The sequence below is a fragment of the Gemmatimonadota bacterium genome, from assembly GCA_039715185.1.
Lineage (GTDB): Bacteria > Gemmatimonadota > Gemmatimonadetes > Longimicrobiales > RSA9 > DATHRK01.
The window spans coordinates 1-16,172 of sequence record JBDLIA010000071.1 but is presented as its reverse complement, the minus strand read 5'-3'; the positions used below and the strand labels follow the sequence as shown (position 1 = coordinate 16,172).

13 protein-coding genes are annotated in these 16,172 nt (G+C 69.9%); 4 read left to right on the top strand and 9 right to left on the bottom strand.

Annotated elements, in window-relative coordinates:
* Positions 1-196: 196 nt before the first annotated feature.
* From ABFS34_12285 to ABFS34_12270, 4 genes are all read right to left on the bottom strand, one after another.
* Positions 197-409, bottom strand: coding sequence for a dodecin family protein (locus tag ABFS34_12285; GenBank protein ID MEN8376218.1), 213 nt, complete (start codon positions 407-409; stop codon positions 197-199).
* 76 nt (positions 410-485) lie between these two features.
* Positions 486-1,058, bottom strand: a complete 573-nt coding sequence (locus ABFS34_12280; protein MEN8376217.1) for a hypothetical protein — start codon at positions 1,056-1,058, stop codon at positions 486-488.
* On the bottom strand, positions 1,055-1,801 hold the full coding sequence (locus ABFS34_12275) for a cytochrome c biogenesis protein CcdA (GenBank protein MEN8376216.1): 747 nt from the start codon (positions 1,799-1,801) through the stop codon (positions 1,055-1,057). Before ABFS34_12275 ends, ABFS34_12280 begins: the two co-directional genes overlap by 4 nt.
* 16 nt (positions 1,802-1,817) lie before the next feature.
* Positions 1,818-2,381 carry a TlpA disulfide reductase family protein gene (locus tag ABFS34_12270; GenBank protein ID MEN8376215.1) on the bottom strand — a complete coding sequence of 188 codons (564 nt, stop codon included), beginning with the start codon at positions 2,379-2,381 and terminating at the stop codon, positions 1,818-1,820.
* A 224-nt stretch (positions 2,382-2,605) separates the two neighbouring features.
* Between ABFS34_12270 and ABFS34_12265 the strand changes: the two genes are divergently transcribed.
* Positions 2,606-3,853 carry a serine hydrolase domain-containing protein gene (locus tag ABFS34_12265; protein ID MEN8376214.1) on the top strand — a complete coding sequence of 416 codons (1,248 nt, stop codon included), beginning with the start codon at positions 2,606-2,608 and terminating at the stop codon, positions 3,851-3,853.
* 7 nt (positions 3,854-3,860) lie between these two features.
* On the opposite strand, the gene ABFS34_12260 is transcribed toward ABFS34_12265, so the two are convergent.
* The 4 genes from ABFS34_12260 to ABFS34_12245 form a co-directional block, all read right to left on the bottom strand.
* Positions 3,861-6,437, bottom strand: a complete 2,577-nt coding sequence (locus tag ABFS34_12260; GenBank protein MEN8376213.1) for a M56 family metallopeptidase — start codon at positions 6,435-6,437, stop codon at positions 3,861-3,863.
* Complete coding sequence (locus ABFS34_12255) at positions 6,434-6,817, bottom strand: BlaI/MecI/CopY family transcriptional regulator (protein MEN8376212.1); 384 nt, start codon at positions 6,815-6,817, stop codon at positions 6,434-6,436. Before ABFS34_12255 ends, ABFS34_12260 begins: the two co-directional genes overlap by 4 nt.
* Positions 6,818-6,965: 148 nt before the next feature.
* Positions 6,966-8,105: an OmpA family protein gene (locus tag ABFS34_12250; protein MEN8376211.1), complete on the bottom strand. Its 1,140-nt coding sequence runs from the start codon at positions 8,103-8,105 to the stop codon at positions 6,966-6,968.
* Between the two features lie 31 nt (positions 8,106-8,136).
* Entirely contained in the window at positions 8,137-8,793 is a 657-nt protein-coding gene (locus tag ABFS34_12245) for a hypothetical protein (GenBank protein MEN8376210.1), read from the bottom strand.
* 178 nt (positions 8,794-8,971) lie between these two features.
* Between ABFS34_12245 and ABFS34_12240 the strand changes: the two genes are divergently transcribed.
* Entirely contained in the window at positions 8,972-11,227 is a 2,256-nt protein-coding gene (locus ABFS34_12240; GenBank protein ID MEN8376209.1) for an amino acid permease, read from the top strand.
* 18 nt (positions 11,228-11,245) lie between these two features.
* On the opposite strand, the gene ABFS34_12235 is transcribed toward ABFS34_12240, so the two are convergent.
* Entirely contained in the window at positions 11,246-11,635 is a 390-nt protein-coding gene (locus tag ABFS34_12235; protein ID MEN8376208.1) for a DUF983 domain-containing protein, read from the bottom strand.
* A gap of 112 nt (positions 11,636-11,747) precedes the next feature.
* On the opposite strand from ABFS34_12235, the gene ABFS34_12230 reads away from it, so the two are divergent.
* Together ABFS34_12230 and ABFS34_12225 are read left to right on the top strand one after the other, a co-directional pair.
* Positions 11,748-14,186 (top strand): ABC transporter permease, encoded by a 2,439-nt coding sequence (locus ABFS34_12230; protein MEN8376207.1) that lies wholly within the window; start codon positions 11,748-11,750, stop codon positions 14,184-14,186.
* Positions 14,187-14,310: 124 nt separating this feature from the next.
* Entirely contained in the window at positions 14,311-16,056 is a 1,746-nt protein-coding gene (locus ABFS34_12225) for a D-aminoacylase (GenBank protein MEN8376206.1), read from the top strand.
* Positions 16,057-16,172: the final 116 nt, after the last annotated feature.

Sequence of the window (16,172 nt, the reverse complement as noted above, 5' to 3'; positions counted from 1 at the left end):
CGGAACGACGCGCCGTAGCCGTCGCTACGGCAAGGAGTTCCAACGCCGCATCCGCGGGATGCAGCGCGCGCCGAATGCCTACGGGACTTCTGCAACGGTGCACTCGGTCTACCTCCTCGCCGGATGGACGAGGCCCCGCGGTGAAGAGGTCGCCGCGGGGCGTCGTTCGTGTAGCCCGGACCCCTGCGGGGCCTGCCTAGTCCCTGCTGGTGCGGACGACGAACGAGATCTTCGTGTTGACGCGGTAGCCGGTCACGGTGCCGCCGTCTACCATCGCCTTGATGCTGGCGACCCAGACCTCCTTGATGTCCTTGACCGACTCCGAGGCCTCGCTCACGGCCGCCTGCACGGCGTCCTCGATCGAGCCCCGGGTATCGGAGATGATCTCGATGACTTTCACAACGGACATGTCGCCCTCCGGTAGTTGGTGTGTTCGAATCGTCCCGGTGCCGCGCCCATGCAAGATGGGTGCACGGGTCGGCGGCTCACGTTTCGTCGCGATTCACGTACACTAAGCGATAGCGGAGCGGCTCGCTGAGCTGGTCGCTCTCGATGCGTACGTAGAGCTCCAGGACGCGGCCGTCGGGGGAAAGGACATAGCGGTTGTACCGCGACCCATCCGGAGCGTGGAAATCCTGCAGCAGGTCACCTCCGGCCCACTCCGCGCTGACGTCCACCGGGTCGCCGGGCTTCCATTCCCAGTCGAGCAGCTCTCCATCCCACGGGATCGTCAGGTCGTGCACTTCCGTGCGGATGCGCAGCGCCCTGGGGTTGGGCTCGATGGACACCCACACGGCGGGTCTGGTGGTCTCCCGTAGACGGCCACGCGCGAAGGGCCGCTTGTACCACGGCAGGAGTCCCGCCCCACGGTCGATGATGTCCTCCACGCGGTCGCCGGCCAGGCTGTCGAGCAGGAAGACTCCCTCGATGGGAGCCACCACCGCGGAGGCCGACACCGGCGCGGCCAGAACCGCCGTCTCCTGAGCCGAGCCGGGAGCCGCCATACCGGCGGGGGCGACCGCGACGGCCGCCACCAGCGCGAGACGGGGGCGGATCACAGGCGATCCAGCAGGAAGTCGGGCGTCCAACTGGCGAACAGCGCGGACAGCACGGTGAACTTGCCCGTCAGCAGGAGCAGCCCCACGGTCACGAGCAGCACTCCGGCCACCCTGTTGACCCACGGCAGCCACCCGCGAAAGCGGGCGAACACGGCGAGGAACTTGTCCAGCGCGATGGTGGCGATTACGAAGGGGATCGCCAGGCCCGCGGAGTAGACCGCGAGCAGCGCGGTGCCCTCCGCCACCGACGCGGTGGCCGCGGCCAACGTGAGGATGCCGCCGAGCACCGGTCCGATGCACGGGGTCCAGCCGGCCCCGAACGCCACGCCCACGAGAGCCGTACCGGCGTACCCCGCCGGCTTGTCGGCCAGGTGCACGCGCAGGTCGCGGCTCGCGCCGGGCACCCTCAGGATGCCCATCAGGACCAACCCGAAGAGCACCAGCAGCACGCCGCCCAGACGCTCGATCCAGAGAGAGGACTGCTGGAAGGCCGCGCCCAGCGCCGTCGCCGAAGCTCCGAGCGCTATGAACACGGCGCTGAACCCCAGCACGAACAGCGCGCCGTGGAGAAACAGCCGTCCGCGGTCGTGCGCCGTGCGTCCCGCCGAGTCCGTCAGCTCATCCAGACTCATCCCCGTGATGAACGAGGCGTAGCTGGGAATCAGCGGCAGCACGCAAGGGGACAGGAAGCTGAGCAGGCCTGCCAGAAACGCGACCGCGAACCCTACGCTGGGAGTCTCCATCAGGCGCCTGTCTGCGTCACAAGGCCGCCCGGACGGGGGCGTCCAAGGCCTCCCGGACTGCGGCGTGGGTGGCCTGATCCGTGGGATCGAAGGTCCCGATCCAGCGCGCGACGACGACGCCTTCGCGCCCGATCAGGAAGCTCTCCGGAACGCCTATGGTGCGGTACGTCCTCGTCACCCGCTCGTCCGGATCGTGCAGCAGCGTGAAGGACACGCCGAGGTCGTCGGCGAAGGCGCGAATGGCGCGCTCCGCCCCGCGCGCGTCGATGCTCACGCCGAGGACGTGGAACCCCTCCTCGCGATAAGTCTCCTCGAGCGCCTGTAGCCCGGGCATCTCGCGGCGACAGGGGGCGCACCACGTCGCCCAGACGTTCAGCAGCACGACCTGGCCCCGCAGATCCGCGAGCGCCACCGTGTCGCCCGCCAACGTGGGCGCGGCGTACGGCGGGGCGACGTCACCAACCGCGACGCGTCGGAACTCGTTCGCGTCTCCCGAGCACGCGCCGAGCGCCAAGACGGCACCCGCCACCGTCGCCAGTCCGGCCACGCGCAGCGCCGCTCGTCGGTTGGTCCTCAACATCACTCCTCCCGCCTGGATCGTCCCGCTCCGCGTTCACGCCGCGGGCAGTGGCAATACCGGCGCACGGGGCGCCGGTTCCAGACGGACCCGGACCGAGGTCAGACGGACGATCTCCACCGGGAGCCAGGCACCCCTCAGCGCACCGGTGGTGCAACTCCCGGGGGCGCCACCGCATCGAAGCCGCCGGGGATACGTTTGTGGACCGAAGCAACGGAGCGTGAGCGATGGCAGTTGAGCGGCGTAGGTTCTTGCAGATCGGCGGCGCGGCGGTTCTGGGAGGGCTGTTGCGGCCGCGGGAGGCGCTCGCCCGGCTGGGCGCGCGCAAGTACGTGGGCGGCCGCTGGAAATTGTCGGAGGAATTCCTCGCCACGCTCCCGGGACTACTCGGAGAGCAGGCCGTGCCGGGCGTGTCCATCGCGTGGGGCACGCCGGGGACACGGCAGAGCGTGGCGGTGGCCGGCACGCGCAGCGCCGACGGCGACGCTCCGGTGACCCCGGACACGGTGTTCCCCTGCGGATCTCTTTCCAAGCCCGTGCTGGCGACCGTCGCCATTCGACTCCACAGCGCAGGTGGGTTCGACCTGCACCGGCCGCTCGTCGAGGTGCTGGACGGCGATGTACCCACCGGGGACGGGGCGAGCTCGATAACCGCCGCGCACGCGCTGCAGCACACGACCGGGCTACGCAATTGGCGCTTTTCGCTGAACGACCCGTTCGTGGCCACCGGCCGGCCCGGAGTGGCCTGGGGGTACTCCGGCGAGGGCATCATCCTCGTTCAGCGGGCGCTCGAGACGGTGACGGGCCTGGGCCTGGAGGCGCTCGCGCGCGAGCACGTGTTCGGGCCCTTCGGCATGCGCTCGAGCAGCTTCCTCCGGGCACCCGATCTGGACGCCCGCAGCGCGACCCCGTTCGTGCCGCCGGACGATCGCTTCGCCGACTTCGCCGCCTTCTTCGCTTGGAAGGAGCGGGCCTTGGTCGAATGGGCGGCGGCGGGCGGGATGGAGCCCGCGCAGCTTACCCTGGACGAGGCGCGCGCGGCCGACGCGGAGGTCGCGGCGCTCGCCGCGGAGCTGGCGGGCCGCGCCTTCCCCGCCACGGACCCCATGCCCACGTTCCTGAGCCCCAACGCGGCGGGCGGCCTGCGCGCGACCGCAGGCGACTACCTGCACTTCCTGCACGGGTGGCTGCGTGACGCCGATCTCCGGGCCGCGGCGTTCGCGCGCCCGGTGGACCACCCGCAGGGGCTTCGCTGGGGCCTCGGCTGGGGCCTGGAGGCGGAGGGAGAGCCCGGCCCGTTCTGGCACTGGGGTGAGGGGCTGGGCTATCGGGCGCTGGCCTACGCCGATCCGCGGCCAGGTGACGAGGGGGAGGCCATGGTGATCCTCACCAACGGCAATGCCGGCATGGCGATCATCGAAGCGGCCATGATCGACGCGACGGGGACGCGCTCTCCGATCTTCGACGTCATCTAGGGCGCGGCTAGCGATTCAGGTGTCGGGACACGCGCCCGTAGTACGTCTCCGAATCGATCTGACTCATGGTTTCTTCGAACGCCTCTCGCAGCGCTCCCTCCAGGCGCACCCGCTCGGCCACGGCGATGAGCGTCTCGGCCATGTAGTGGTCGGAGTCGATGCTGCGGGCGGCCACGATGACCGTGGCGATCTGCTCTTGATCGCCCGCCGAGGCGTCTATCAGCTCGCTCAACAGCTCGGCCCGATAGTGATCCGAGTCCAGATCCGCGATGGTGCGCACGAACAGGCGCTGCTCTTCGACGGAGTGCAGGCCGCCGGCGACGATTCTTCCCAGGATCTCGGCGCGGTAGTGGTCTGACTCCATCCCCTCGGTCGCGGCCATGGTGACCGCGCCGGCCACTCCCTCGCCGCCCGCGTCCAGCAGCGCGTTCAGGACCTTGGCCCGGTAGTGGTCGGAATCCATCGCGCGAGCGATGTCCACGTACGCTTCCTGCTGCGCGCGATCGAACTCGTAGGCGTCTACCGCGTCGACGAGGATCTCCGCCTTGTAGTGGTCGGAGTCCACCCGGCCGACCGCCTCGAGGAGGGTCGGCAGCGTGCGCGGTCCGAGCGCGCCGCCGTCCAGCGCGCGGGCCAGCACCTGGGTCCGGTAGTGATCCGAATCGATGGTCTCGACGGATGCTACCAGCGCGTCCCTGGCGCCCGCCGCGAGCGGGCCTTCAGCCACGAGAACGCCGGCGGTCTCGGCCAGGTAGTGATCCGAATCGATCAGCCGACCGGCCAGCCGGAGTCCACGCTCGACCTCCTCCGCGTCCAGCGCGGCTTGATCGGCCAGCTCGCGGAAGTAGACCCACCTGACCCAGCCGCTGCCGAGAATCTCGATCTCTCGAAGGACCGCCCCGACGCCGCCGCTCTCGAGGAGATTGGCGACCCGCTGCTCGGCGCCGAAATCGCTGTTGCGCGCCAGCGCCAACACGATGCCGGCGAACCACCGGCGAGCCTCGGCGTCGAACGGCGCCTCTCTACCGTCCATGCTGAAGGAGTAGACGGGGCCGCCGTTCAGATCCGGCGACGCCTCGAGTTCGCGCCGCACGTCTCCGTCGTCCTCGCGCACCCGGAAACGCGCCGTCGGCCCCAGGTACTCCAGCCCGTCCAGGTCCCGGGTGAAACGCACCTCTCCTTCGATGCGCATATCCAGCTCGCAGTCGCCGGATCTCCACTTCAGCCTGTGGTCGTCGTCGTTCGAGTTGCGCGACCTGCTGCCGCTCCAGTCCCCGTCCCAGCAGGCAGCGATCCGGGCGATCGGCTCCAGCTCCACGCCCCCGTCCGGCGCCACGGTGCGCCCCGCCGGCGCGCCCGCCACGGGCTCCCGCGCTGCGCGCTCGGTACCCTCCGCCGGTGCGGCGGCGGGTACGATCGTGGATTCGGGCACCACCTGGTCGATGGCTCCTTCGGGAGCCGCCGCCGCGACCGGTCCGACCAGCAGCGCGCTCACGATCGCGGCGCCCGCCACCCAGCCGCGCTGCAGGCGGCTGCGGCTGCGCTCCCCGTCGAGCGCCGCCCGGACCCGCTCGGCGAGTTGCGACGACCGGGCCATGGGCAGCGCGGCGCTCAGTCGCGCCGATTTCATCGTGCGCGCGACCCCCACCAGCTCCGCGGCGTACTCGCTGGGCCGGGCGGTTCTGGCCAGAACCTCGTCGTCGCACGCCAACTCGCGCTCGGCGCGCAACCGATTCACCGCTAGCCACGCGAGCGGGTTGAACCAGTGCAACGCCCGAACCGCGTCGGCGACCCACTGCGAGAGCGGATCTCTGCGCCTCAAGTGTGCTATCTCGTGCCGCACGACCGCGCGCAGCCGGCGCGGGTGCCACTCCGCCGCGGCCGCGGGTAGAGCGATCGTGGGGCGCAGCACGCCCCACGCCATGGGCATCAGGTCGTCGGGCGACTGCAGCAGACGAGGAGCGGGGATCCCAGCCTCGCGCGTCAGGCGCGTGGCCTCGGCGCGGACCGGGCCGCTCGGCAGGCGCCGGCACCGCGCCTCGGCGAGGCGGACGGACCTGACTCCGGCGACGGCGCGGCCGACCGCCAGCAGCACACCGCTCACCCCGAGCGCCAGCAGCAGACTCGACCAGGGCAGGCCCGCGGCCGCAGCCGCCGCCGCCGGGTCGGGCCGAGCGCTCGACTCCCGGGCCGGACGGCTACCGGCCGCCGGGCCGTGAAGCGCCGTCATCGCTCCCTCCGCCGATCCATCGAGCGCCACCGGAGAGGCCTCGTCCACGACTGCGATCGTCGTCGAAGGAGCGGCCCGCTCCCCCGCGAGGTCTCCAGCGAACGCGCCATCCGCGGCGATCTCGCCCGCCGCCGCGGCGCCGGCGACGGGGAGCAGACCCGAGCCCGGCGGAGACCAGGTGGGTAGCCCCAGCTTCATGAGCGGGAGCGCCGCCACGGCGACCAGCGCGAGCGTCCACGCCAGGTGCCGGGTCGCGGCGGAGGCCCCGCGCAGCGCGGCCGTCACGAGCGCCGCCCCGCCCAGGATCAGCATCGCCTTCACGGCGATGTCGACGAGGAAAGCGGTGGCGTTCATCGTCCCCTCCCGCGCGCTTCGTTGATGAGGTCCGCCAGCCGGTCCAATTCTTCCTCCTTCATGTCCAGCGACTCCATGTCCAGGATAGCCGCGACCGTGCGAGCCGGGGAGTCATCGAAGAAGGTACGCACCATGCGCCGCAACGCGGATCTGCTGGCCTCCTCGCGCGGCAGGGTCGGCCGGTATATGTAGCGCCCTCCTTCATCGGCGTGCGTAACGTGCCCCTTGCGCTCGAGCTTGGCGAGCATGGCGCGCACCGCCGAGTAGCTGGGCGCATCCGGGATTCCGTCCTGCACGTCCGCGGCCGATGCCGTGCCGTGCCGATACAGGACGTCAATGATCTGGCGCTCGCGGCGAGAGAGCGAGGACTGGTTGGCCATGTCGGGGATTCGATTCAGGGAGCGTCGTCGGGGCTCTGCCCCTATGCTACGTTCGTAGCACTACCTGCTACGATTGTAGCATCACCATCCGCGCGGCGTCAATGGCGACGTCGAGGCTTATCCGGACATGCCCTACGGGGATACTCTGCTAACGGTTCAGGACGACGATTTCGACGCGCCGGTTGCTGGCTCGTCCGGCGGGCGTCTCGTTGTCCGAAACGGGTCGCGATTCACCGTAGCCGATCGAGCTGAGGCGGTCCGGCGCGATGGCCTCGGCGATCAGCGCGGCGCGCACGGCGGCCGCCCTGTTCTCGCTCGTCGCCCGGTTGTCCAGCTCTCCACCAACGGCGTCCGTGTGTCCCTCGATCACGACGTCGCGGTCCGGGAATTCCAGGAGTACCCTCGCGATGCGCGCGACGTCATCGCGCGCCTCGGGCGTCAAGGTCGCCTGGCCGCTGGCGAACGATCCGCCGCCGAGCGTCACCACCAGGCCGCGTTCGGTTTCCGTCACGCCGGCGATGCTGATCAGCTCGCGAGCTAGCTCCGCAAACGCGTCCGACATCCTCCCCCCGGCCTGCGCCCCGCCGCGCGGGCGCACGCGCTCGGGAAGCCTTTCCCGCTCTTGCCGCTCCTGGGCGCGTTCGTCATCGCTGGCTCCGTCCACGGCGCCACGCGCGTCCGCCGCCCCGGGTGCGGGGGGAGCCGGGGCTGGCTCCGGCACGTAGGCGCGCGCGCCCCGGACCTGATACCGGATCCCGCCCTCGAACGCCCAGTGGTTGATGTTCGTCACGAAGGTCCGTCTGGCCTCGGCGACCACCGAAGCCCGCCCCGCGGCGTCAAGAGAGTACCGTCCTCCCACTCCCAGGCTGAAGCCGACGTAGACTCCGTCGAGCAGGTCCTGCACGACACGGTTTGCCGGCACGGTCGCGCTGACGTTGTGAAAGCTGAGAGCCGCGAGCACCGACCCTGACACCCGCTCCTCGGGGAACGCGTCGGCGCGCAACCCGCCGCGAACGGCGAAGCTGCTGGCGTCGCCCACGGTGGCGCCGTCGGATTCCACGTCGAAGCCGAAGTGGCCGACGCCACCGATCGCTCTCAACCACGGCCGCCCGACGTAGCCCAGGTCGAGGTCGCCCGAGATGGAGAACCCGCTTCCCTGGTCCTCCGGAGCGGCGAAGCCGACCCGAATCTCGACGCCGCCGGCGCCCGCGAACATCTGTGCGGCCAGAGGTCCCGGAGCCGCGGTCGCGGCCAGCAATAGCGCCCAGAAGCTGCCTACTCGCTTCACGTGTTCCTCCAGTTCAGGTCGTGCATTGCGCTCAGCTCTCGCCCGCGGCCGGTCCCGTGGGCTCGGCGGGGGGCGTACCCTCGTCGGGCGATGGCGCTAGTGAACCCCCGTACTCGCGCCCCAGCGGCTCCATGGCGATGAAGTAGCGGAGGTACATGACGCCGAGCCGCCCTCTCGCCTCGGGGGCGGCGCGGGACAGGAGCGTTATAACCTCGTCGCGCTCGGCAAGCAGCCCCGCGATGACGTCACGCTGCGCGTCGTCGACGATGACTTCTTCGATCTCGTCGGCGCCCACGTAGAAAGCCGAGGTGAGCTGTCGCGCCCGTTCGTGGTTGCCGCGTTCGGCTTCCGCCAGGGCCGCGCCGAGGGTCGACTGGAGGCGCGACACCTCCAGCTCGTGACGCGCCACCCCCAGGTCATCGGACAGGCCCCTAGCCTTCAGCCACTGCGGCACGAACCCGATCCCCAGCCCGAGCACGAACACGAGCAGGGCCGTCAGAAACGTGCGCATCGCTCCGCTTGCCCGCTGGCTCGGCGACGCGCTCTCGGCTTCCCCTGCGGGGGGCTCGGCGGCCGGGAGCTGCGCCGCTTCCGGGGGTGAGGGCTGCTGGGCCTCCAACGGGACCGGAGCGCCTGCCGTGGCCTCTTCCTGTCGGTCGCCAAGGGCGTCTTCACGGTGCTCGTCCATCGCCATCCTCGGTTGTCATCGCTGCGCGGTCGTCTTCTTGCGGGGGCCGGGGGCACCACGCCGCGCCGGCGCGAACGTGCCCGAACGGTGGCGCCGCCCCTAGCTTGGTGGCCATCGCAAGGGTCGAGCCCGAAACGGCAGCGGGCCAGGCCGAGGAGAAGATACAACGGGACCACGAATGGATCATTCACGCGTCGGGGCCGCCGCGACCGGAACGAACGGCAACGCGCGGTCGGGTCACGGCTTCGGCACCGCGCCGGTGTTTCTCGCGAGCATCAGCACCATCCTCGGCGCGATCATGTTCCTGCGGTTCGGATACGCCGTGGGCAACGTCGGCATGTTGGGCGCCTTCGCCATCATCGTCATCGGCCACATGGTGACGATCCCGACCGCGCTCGCCATCGCGGAGATCGCCACCAATCGCAAGGTCGAGGGCGGCGGCGAGTACTTCATCATCTCCCGCTCCTTCGGCGTGTCGATCGGCGGGGCCATCGGCATCGCGCTCTTCCTGTCGCAGGCGATCTCGGTGGCTTTCTACATGATCGCGTTCGCGGAGGCGTTCCGGCCGCTCACCGGCGTCCTCGAGCGGTCGCTGGGGCTGGGCTTCGACCCGCGCCTGGTGTCGATTCCCGCCACGCTGGCTCTGGTCGCGCTGATGCTCACGCGCGGCGCGCACGTCGGCGTCAAGGCACTCTACGTGGTCGTGGGCACGCTCGCCGCGTCACTGATCCTGTTCTTTCTCGGGTCGCCGATCGGGGGATCCGGGGAGGCCGGCGCGGGGCTTCTGGACCGCGTCGCGGGGTCCGACGACTTCATGCTCGTGTTCGCCATCTGCTTTCCGGCCTTCACCGGGATGACCGCCGGAGTCGGCCTGTCCGGCGACCTCGCCAACCCCAGCCGCTCCATACCCCTGGGGGTCATGTCGGCCGGAGTGGTCGGCATGCTCGTGTACTTCGCGCTCGTGGTGAAGCTGGCGATGTCGGCGTCGCCCGCGGCGCTCGTGGCCGACCCCCTGGTAATGAGCCGGATCGCCGTGTGGGGCCCAATCATACCCATCGGACTGGCGGCGGCGACCCTGTCCTCGGCGCTGGGGTCGATCCTGGTGGCGCCCCGCACGCTGCAGGCGATCGCGGCGGATCGCGTGGTGCCGCTCACCGGCCCCAACCGGTATCTGTCGGACGGCGTCGGCAACTCCAACGAGCCGCGCAACGCGACCATCGTCACCGCCGTCATCGCGATCGTGGTGGTCCTCTTCGGCTCCGTCAATCTCGTCGCCCGCATCGTGTCCATGTTCTTCATGGTGACGTACGGCGCGCTGTGCGCGATCAGCTTCCTGGAGCATTTCGCCGCCCGTCCCGGCTACCGACCCGTGTTCCGCTCCAAGTGGTGGCTCAGCCTGCTCGGCGCGATCATGTGCCTGCTGCTGATGATCCAGATGGATCTGCTGTTCGCGCTGCTCGCGCTGGGGGTGATGGGCGGGTTGTACTTCGTCATCCGGTCAGCGCGGGGAGCGGAGGCCGACGACCTGGCCGCGATCTTCCACGGCGTCATGACGCAGGCGTCGCGGTATCTGCAGATCCGCATCCAGAAGTGGCGCACCGGGGACTGGCGCCCCAGCGTCATCATGATCACGCCCCGCACGTTCGACCGCGCGGCGCCGTTCCGGTTCCTGTCGTGGCTCGGGCACCGGTACGGCTTCGGCACGTACCTGCACTACATCCCCGGTTACCTCAACTCGACCACGGTCGCCGAAGCGAAGCAGGTGATGCCGCAGCTCATGGAGTCAGCCAGGAAGAAGTCGAGCGCGGTCTACGTGGACACCATCATCAGCCCGTCCATGGGGTCGGCGCTCGCGCAGAGCCTGCAGGTGCCCGGAGTCTCCGGCATGGAGAACAACACCGTGATGTTCGAGTTCTCCGTGCACGACGAACGGGCGGTCGTGGACGAGGTGACGCGCGCGTGCGAGATGGCCAGCCCCACGGGGATGAACCGGGTCGTGCTGAGGCACGGCGACCACTTCTTCGGCGACCGCCGCGACCTGCACGTGTGGCTGACCTGGAACGACTACGGCAACGCCGCGCTCATGATTCTGATGAGCTACATCCTGCTCGGGCACGAGGACTGGCGGCACGGAGAGATGTCCATCTTCGCGGCCGTGCCGGGCGACGAAGTGGCGGCGCAAACCGAGCGCCTCCAGGGCATGATCCAAGACGGCCGCATTCCCGTGAGCCGGAAGAACCTGCGCATCCTGCCGACCGGCAAGGGCACGGACTTCCACGCGCTCGTGGAGCGGCGCAGCGCCGACGCGGACCTGGTGGTGGTGGGCTTCACCGAAAAGCGCCTGCGCGAAACCGGACTGGATACGTTCCTGCGGTTTCCTACGCTGCGCGACGTCGCGTTCGTTTCGGCCGAGCAGGCCGTGCGCATCGAGTAGGCGTGCCCGCGGCCACGGTCAGGAGCGGCGGAAGGTGGAGTCGAGCGCCAGCCACAGCGTGCGCGAGAAGGGAAAGAACAGGAAGGGCAGGGCCACGGCCAGCCCCACCACGATTCCCCCCAGCAGCCGCCACGGCACCTCCGGCCAGGTCACCACGATGCCGATCACCAGCGTGAGCGCCGGCACGATCTCCGCCACCAGGAGGTTGACCATGTACGCGCCCAGGAAATAGTCCCCCTCCCCGCGGTCCAGCTTCAGCCCGCAGTTTTCGCACGCCTCGCGCGGCTTGACCCAGGACGCGAACAAGTCGCCGGCGCCGCAGCGCGGGCAGCGCAGCAGCAATCCGCGCCCGAGCGCGGTCAGCACCGAAGTCGTGGGCGGGACGGGCTGGGGCTCCGAATCGGTCATGGTCTTACCCCTGAAACCGCCGCGGCGCAGCCTGCGTAGGGCCGCAGGTCACGGGGGAGAAGGCGCCGCACCTGCCATCCCCCGAACGCTGTCCTCGGCCCAAAGTAACGACATGGCCTCATTCGGCAACGACGTCCGCTACGCCGCTCGCATGCTCGGGAAGAACCCGGCCTCCTCGATTCTCGCGGTAGTCGCGCTCGCGCTCGGCATCGGCCTGACCACGATGATGTTCAGCATCGTGTACGGCGCGCTGATCAAGGGCCTGCCGTTCGAATCGCCCGATCGCATCCTGCACGTGGAACGCGCCAACCCGTCCGAGGACATCGAGAGCATGGGCGTGCCGATCCACGACTATCTCGACTGGGAGGAACAGCAGACGAGCTTCGCCCAGCTCGCCGCCTTCTTCCAGGGCACCGTGAACGTGGCCGGATCGGAGACGCCCGAGCGCTTCGACGGCGCATTCATCTCAGCGAACAGCTTCAACATGCTCGGCGTCCAGCCGGCGCTCGGCCGGCTGTTCCGCGAAGGCGAAGACGCGCCGTCGGCAGAGCAGGTCATGCTGATCGGCCACGAGGTCTGGCGTGACCGCTACGAGTCGAGCCCCGAGGTGGTGGGCAGGGTCGAGTCGGTCAACGGCGAGCCCACCACCATAGTGGGAGTGATGCCGGAGGGATTCCGGTTTCCGGTGGCTGAGGAAGTGTGGGTGCCGATGCGCACGGACGCGCTCGAGTTGGAGCGCGGGCAGGGCACCTTCCTGGAGGTGTTCGGCCGATTGCGCGACGGCGTTTCGGCCGACCAGGCGTTCGCGGAGTTCCAAGGCATCGCGGCGCGGCTGGCGACGGCCTACCCCGAGACCAACGAGGGCGTGGTTCCGCTCATCAAGCCGTACACCGAGGAGTTCATAGGTGAGGAGCCGGTGCTGATGCTCTACACCATGCTCCTGGCCGTCTTCCTGGTGCTGCTCATCGCCTGCATCAACGTGGCCAACCTGCTGATCAGCCGCGCCGCGCAGCGCAGCAAGGAGGTGGGCATCCGCTCCGCCCTGGGCGCCACCAGGCGCCGCATCATCGTCCAGTTCCTGGCCGAAGCGGGCGTGCTGGCGTTCGTGGGCGCCGCGCTCGGGGTGGCCCTCGCCGCCTTCGGGATCCGCGCCTTCAACACCGCCATCGCCCCCACCGACCCGCCGTTCTGGATCCAGATCGGGCTGGACCCGCAGGTGCTGGCGTTCGTCGTCGGGCTGGCGGTCGTGGCGACGCTGGTGGCCGGGATCATCCCGGCCGTGCAGGCGTCCCGCGCCAACGTCAACGAGATCCTCAAGGACGAGACGCGCGGCACCTCCAGCTTCCGCATGGGCTGGGTCAACAAGGCGCTGGTGGCGGGAGAGATCGCGCTGTCGGTGGCGCTGCTGATCGGAGCCGGGCTGATGGTCAAGAGCATCGCCCAGCTCCGCAACCTGGACTACCCGTTCGCGGCCGACAACGTATTCACCGCGCGCGTGGGCCTGTTCGAGGCCGACTATCCCGATGAAGCCGACCGCATCCGGTTCTATCAGGAGCTGCAGCCGCGCGTGGCCGCGATCCCCGGCGTGGAAGCCGCGACGCTCACATCGAACCTGCCGGGGCTTTTCACGCCGGGGCCCAGGGTGGAGATCGACGGTGAGGCCTACGAGGCCGAGCACGACATCCCGCGAGCGCGGCAGGCGGTGATAACGCCGGGACACTTCGAGACCTTCGACGTCTCCCTGCTCCAAGGGAGGGACTTCGGCAGTCAGGACCGCGCCGACGGCCTGAAGGTGGCCATCATCAACCAGTCGTTCGCCGACAAGTTCTTTCCCGGCGAAGACCCCCTCGGCGAGCGCTTCCGCTTGTACGCCGGAGAGGAGCCCGATTCGCTGAACCCGTGGATGAGCGTGGTCGGCGTATCCCCCGATCTGATGATGAACGGCATAGCGGACAACGAGGACGACCAGCCCAGGGAGGGGTACTACAAGCCGCTCGTCCAGGAGAGCCGGCGCTTCATGAGCATCGCCGCGCGCACCAGGGGACAGCCCACGGCCATCACGCAGGACGTGCGCAGGGCGGTCAACGCGGTGGATCCCAACCTGCCGATCTACTTCGTGAACACTCTCGACGAGGCCATCGACCAGAACAACTGGTTCTATGGCGTGTTCGGGACGCTCTTCCTGGCGTTCGGCGCGGCGGCGCTGTTCCTGGCGTCGGTGGGCCTGTACGGCGTGGTGGCGTTCTCGGTCAGCAGGCGCACCCGCGAGTTGGGCATCCGGCGCGCGCTGGGCGCCGCCAACGGTGACATCCTCGGCATGATCATGCGGCAGGGTCTGATGCAGCTGCTGATCGGGTCGGCGATCGGCCTGGTCATCGCCTTCTTCCTCTCCAAGGGGCTCGCGCTCGTCCTGTTCCAGGTCAACCCGGCCGACCCGATCATCTTCGGATCGGTGGTGGTGCTGCTCGGAGCGGTGACGCTGCTGGCGAGCTACATCCCGGCACGGAGGGCTTCGCTGGTCGATCCCATGGAGGCGCTCCGGTACGAATAGCCGGCGATTGGTCGGGGCGCCGGCCCGCAGCCGGGCTGCGCGCGCCCCGGGACAGCTTGCGAGCGGGGCGATCCGGTATCCTTTTTCCGGTTCGCCCCGTTTTCTCCCGCGGACGGACCTGCCGATGTCACCCGGATTCCCACTCGCCGCCACTCCCAGCAGAACCACCCGTACCCTCACGACCTGGCTACTCCTGGCGGGCGTCGTGGCCGTCGTCGGCGCCTGCGGCGGAGCGGACGGAGGAGAGTCCGTGGCCTACGACCTGGTGATCTCAGGCGGCACCGTGTACGACGGCTCCGGGGAGGCGCCCCGCTTGGCCGACGTGGGCGTAGTCGGTGACAGCGTCGTGGCGATAGGGGACCTGAGCGGAGCCGACGGGACGGAGGTCATCGACGCGACGGGCATGGCGGTGGCTCCGGGTTTCATCAACGTGCTGAGTTGGGCGACCGAATCGCTCATTGAAGACCCGCGTGGGCTGGCCGACATCCGCCAGGGGGTGACCCTCGAGGTCTTCGGCGAGGGGTGGTCGATGGGCCCGCTGACGGAGGAGATGCGCGCTACCGAGCTCGATCAGCAGGGAGACATCGAGTTCGACATCCCGTGGACCACGCTGGGGGAGTACCTGGAGCACCTCGAGGCGCGGGGCGTATCGCCCAACGTAGCGAGCTTCGTGGGAGCGACCACGGTGCGCATCCACGAGTTGGGCGAGGAGGATCGGGCGCCCACCGACGACGAGCTCGCGCGCATGCAGGATCTGGTGCGCGACGCGATGCGCGAGGGCGCGCTGGGGGTCGGCTCATCGCTCATCTACGCGCCCGCCTTCTACGCCGGCACCGACGAGCTCGTGGCGTTGACGTCGGCCGCGGGGGAGTTCGGCGGCTCCTACATCACGCACATGCGCAGCGAGGGCGGTCGCCTGCTGGAGGCGGTGGAAGAGGCGATGGAGATCGGCCGGCGCGCCGGCGTACCGGTGGAGATCTACCACCTGAAGGCGGCCGGCGAAGCCAACTGGGCGAAGATGGACACGGTGATCGAGCGCGTGGAGGAGGCGCGGGCGCGGGGACGGGAGGTACGGGCTGACATGTACACCTACGTGGCGGGCGCCACCGGCCTGGATGCGGCGATGCCGCCGTGGGTACAGGAGGGAGGCCACGACGTCTGGGTGGAGCGGCTGCGCGACCCGCGGATCAGGACGCGAGTGGCCCGCGAGATGGCGACGCCCACCGACGAATGGGAGAACCTCATGCTCATGGCGGGATCGGCCGAGCGCGTTCTCCTGGTCGGCTTCAAGCAGGACAGCCTCAAGCCGCTGACGGGGCTGACCCTGGCCGAGGTCGCGCGGCGGCGCGGCACCACGCCGGAAGAGACGGCCATGGACCTGGTGGTGGCCGACGACAGCCGGGTGGGCACGATCTACTTCCTCATGTCCGAGGACAACGTCCGCAAGCAGATAGCGCTGCCGTGGGTGTCGTTCGGCTCGGACGCCGGCGCTCCCGCGCCCGAAGGCGTGTTCCTGCGGTCCAATCCGCACCCGCGCGCCTACGGCAACTTCGCCCGGCTGCTGGGCAAGTACGTGCGCGAAGAGTCGGTGATTCCGCTGGCAGAGGCGGTACGGCGCCTGACCTCCTTGCCGGCGACCAACCTCTCGCTGCGGCGGCGCGGCAGGATCGCACCCGGATCGTACGCGGACCTCGTCGTATTCGACCCCCGGACGATCGCCGATCTGGCCACGTTCGAGGAGCCGCACGCGCTCGCCGTCGGGGTGCGCGACGTCTGGGTAAACGGCCAGCGGGTGCTCGCGGACGGCGAGCACACGGGGGCCACGCCGGGCCGCGTGGTGCGCGGGCCCGGCTGGGACGGCTGGAACTAGTGTGCCGGCGCGGAAGCCCCGTGTGCACCGAGGCGCGTGATGCGCCCGCGGGGCAAGGCGGAACGACGCGCCGTAGCCGTCGCTACGGCAAGGAGTTCCAACGCCGCATCCGCGGG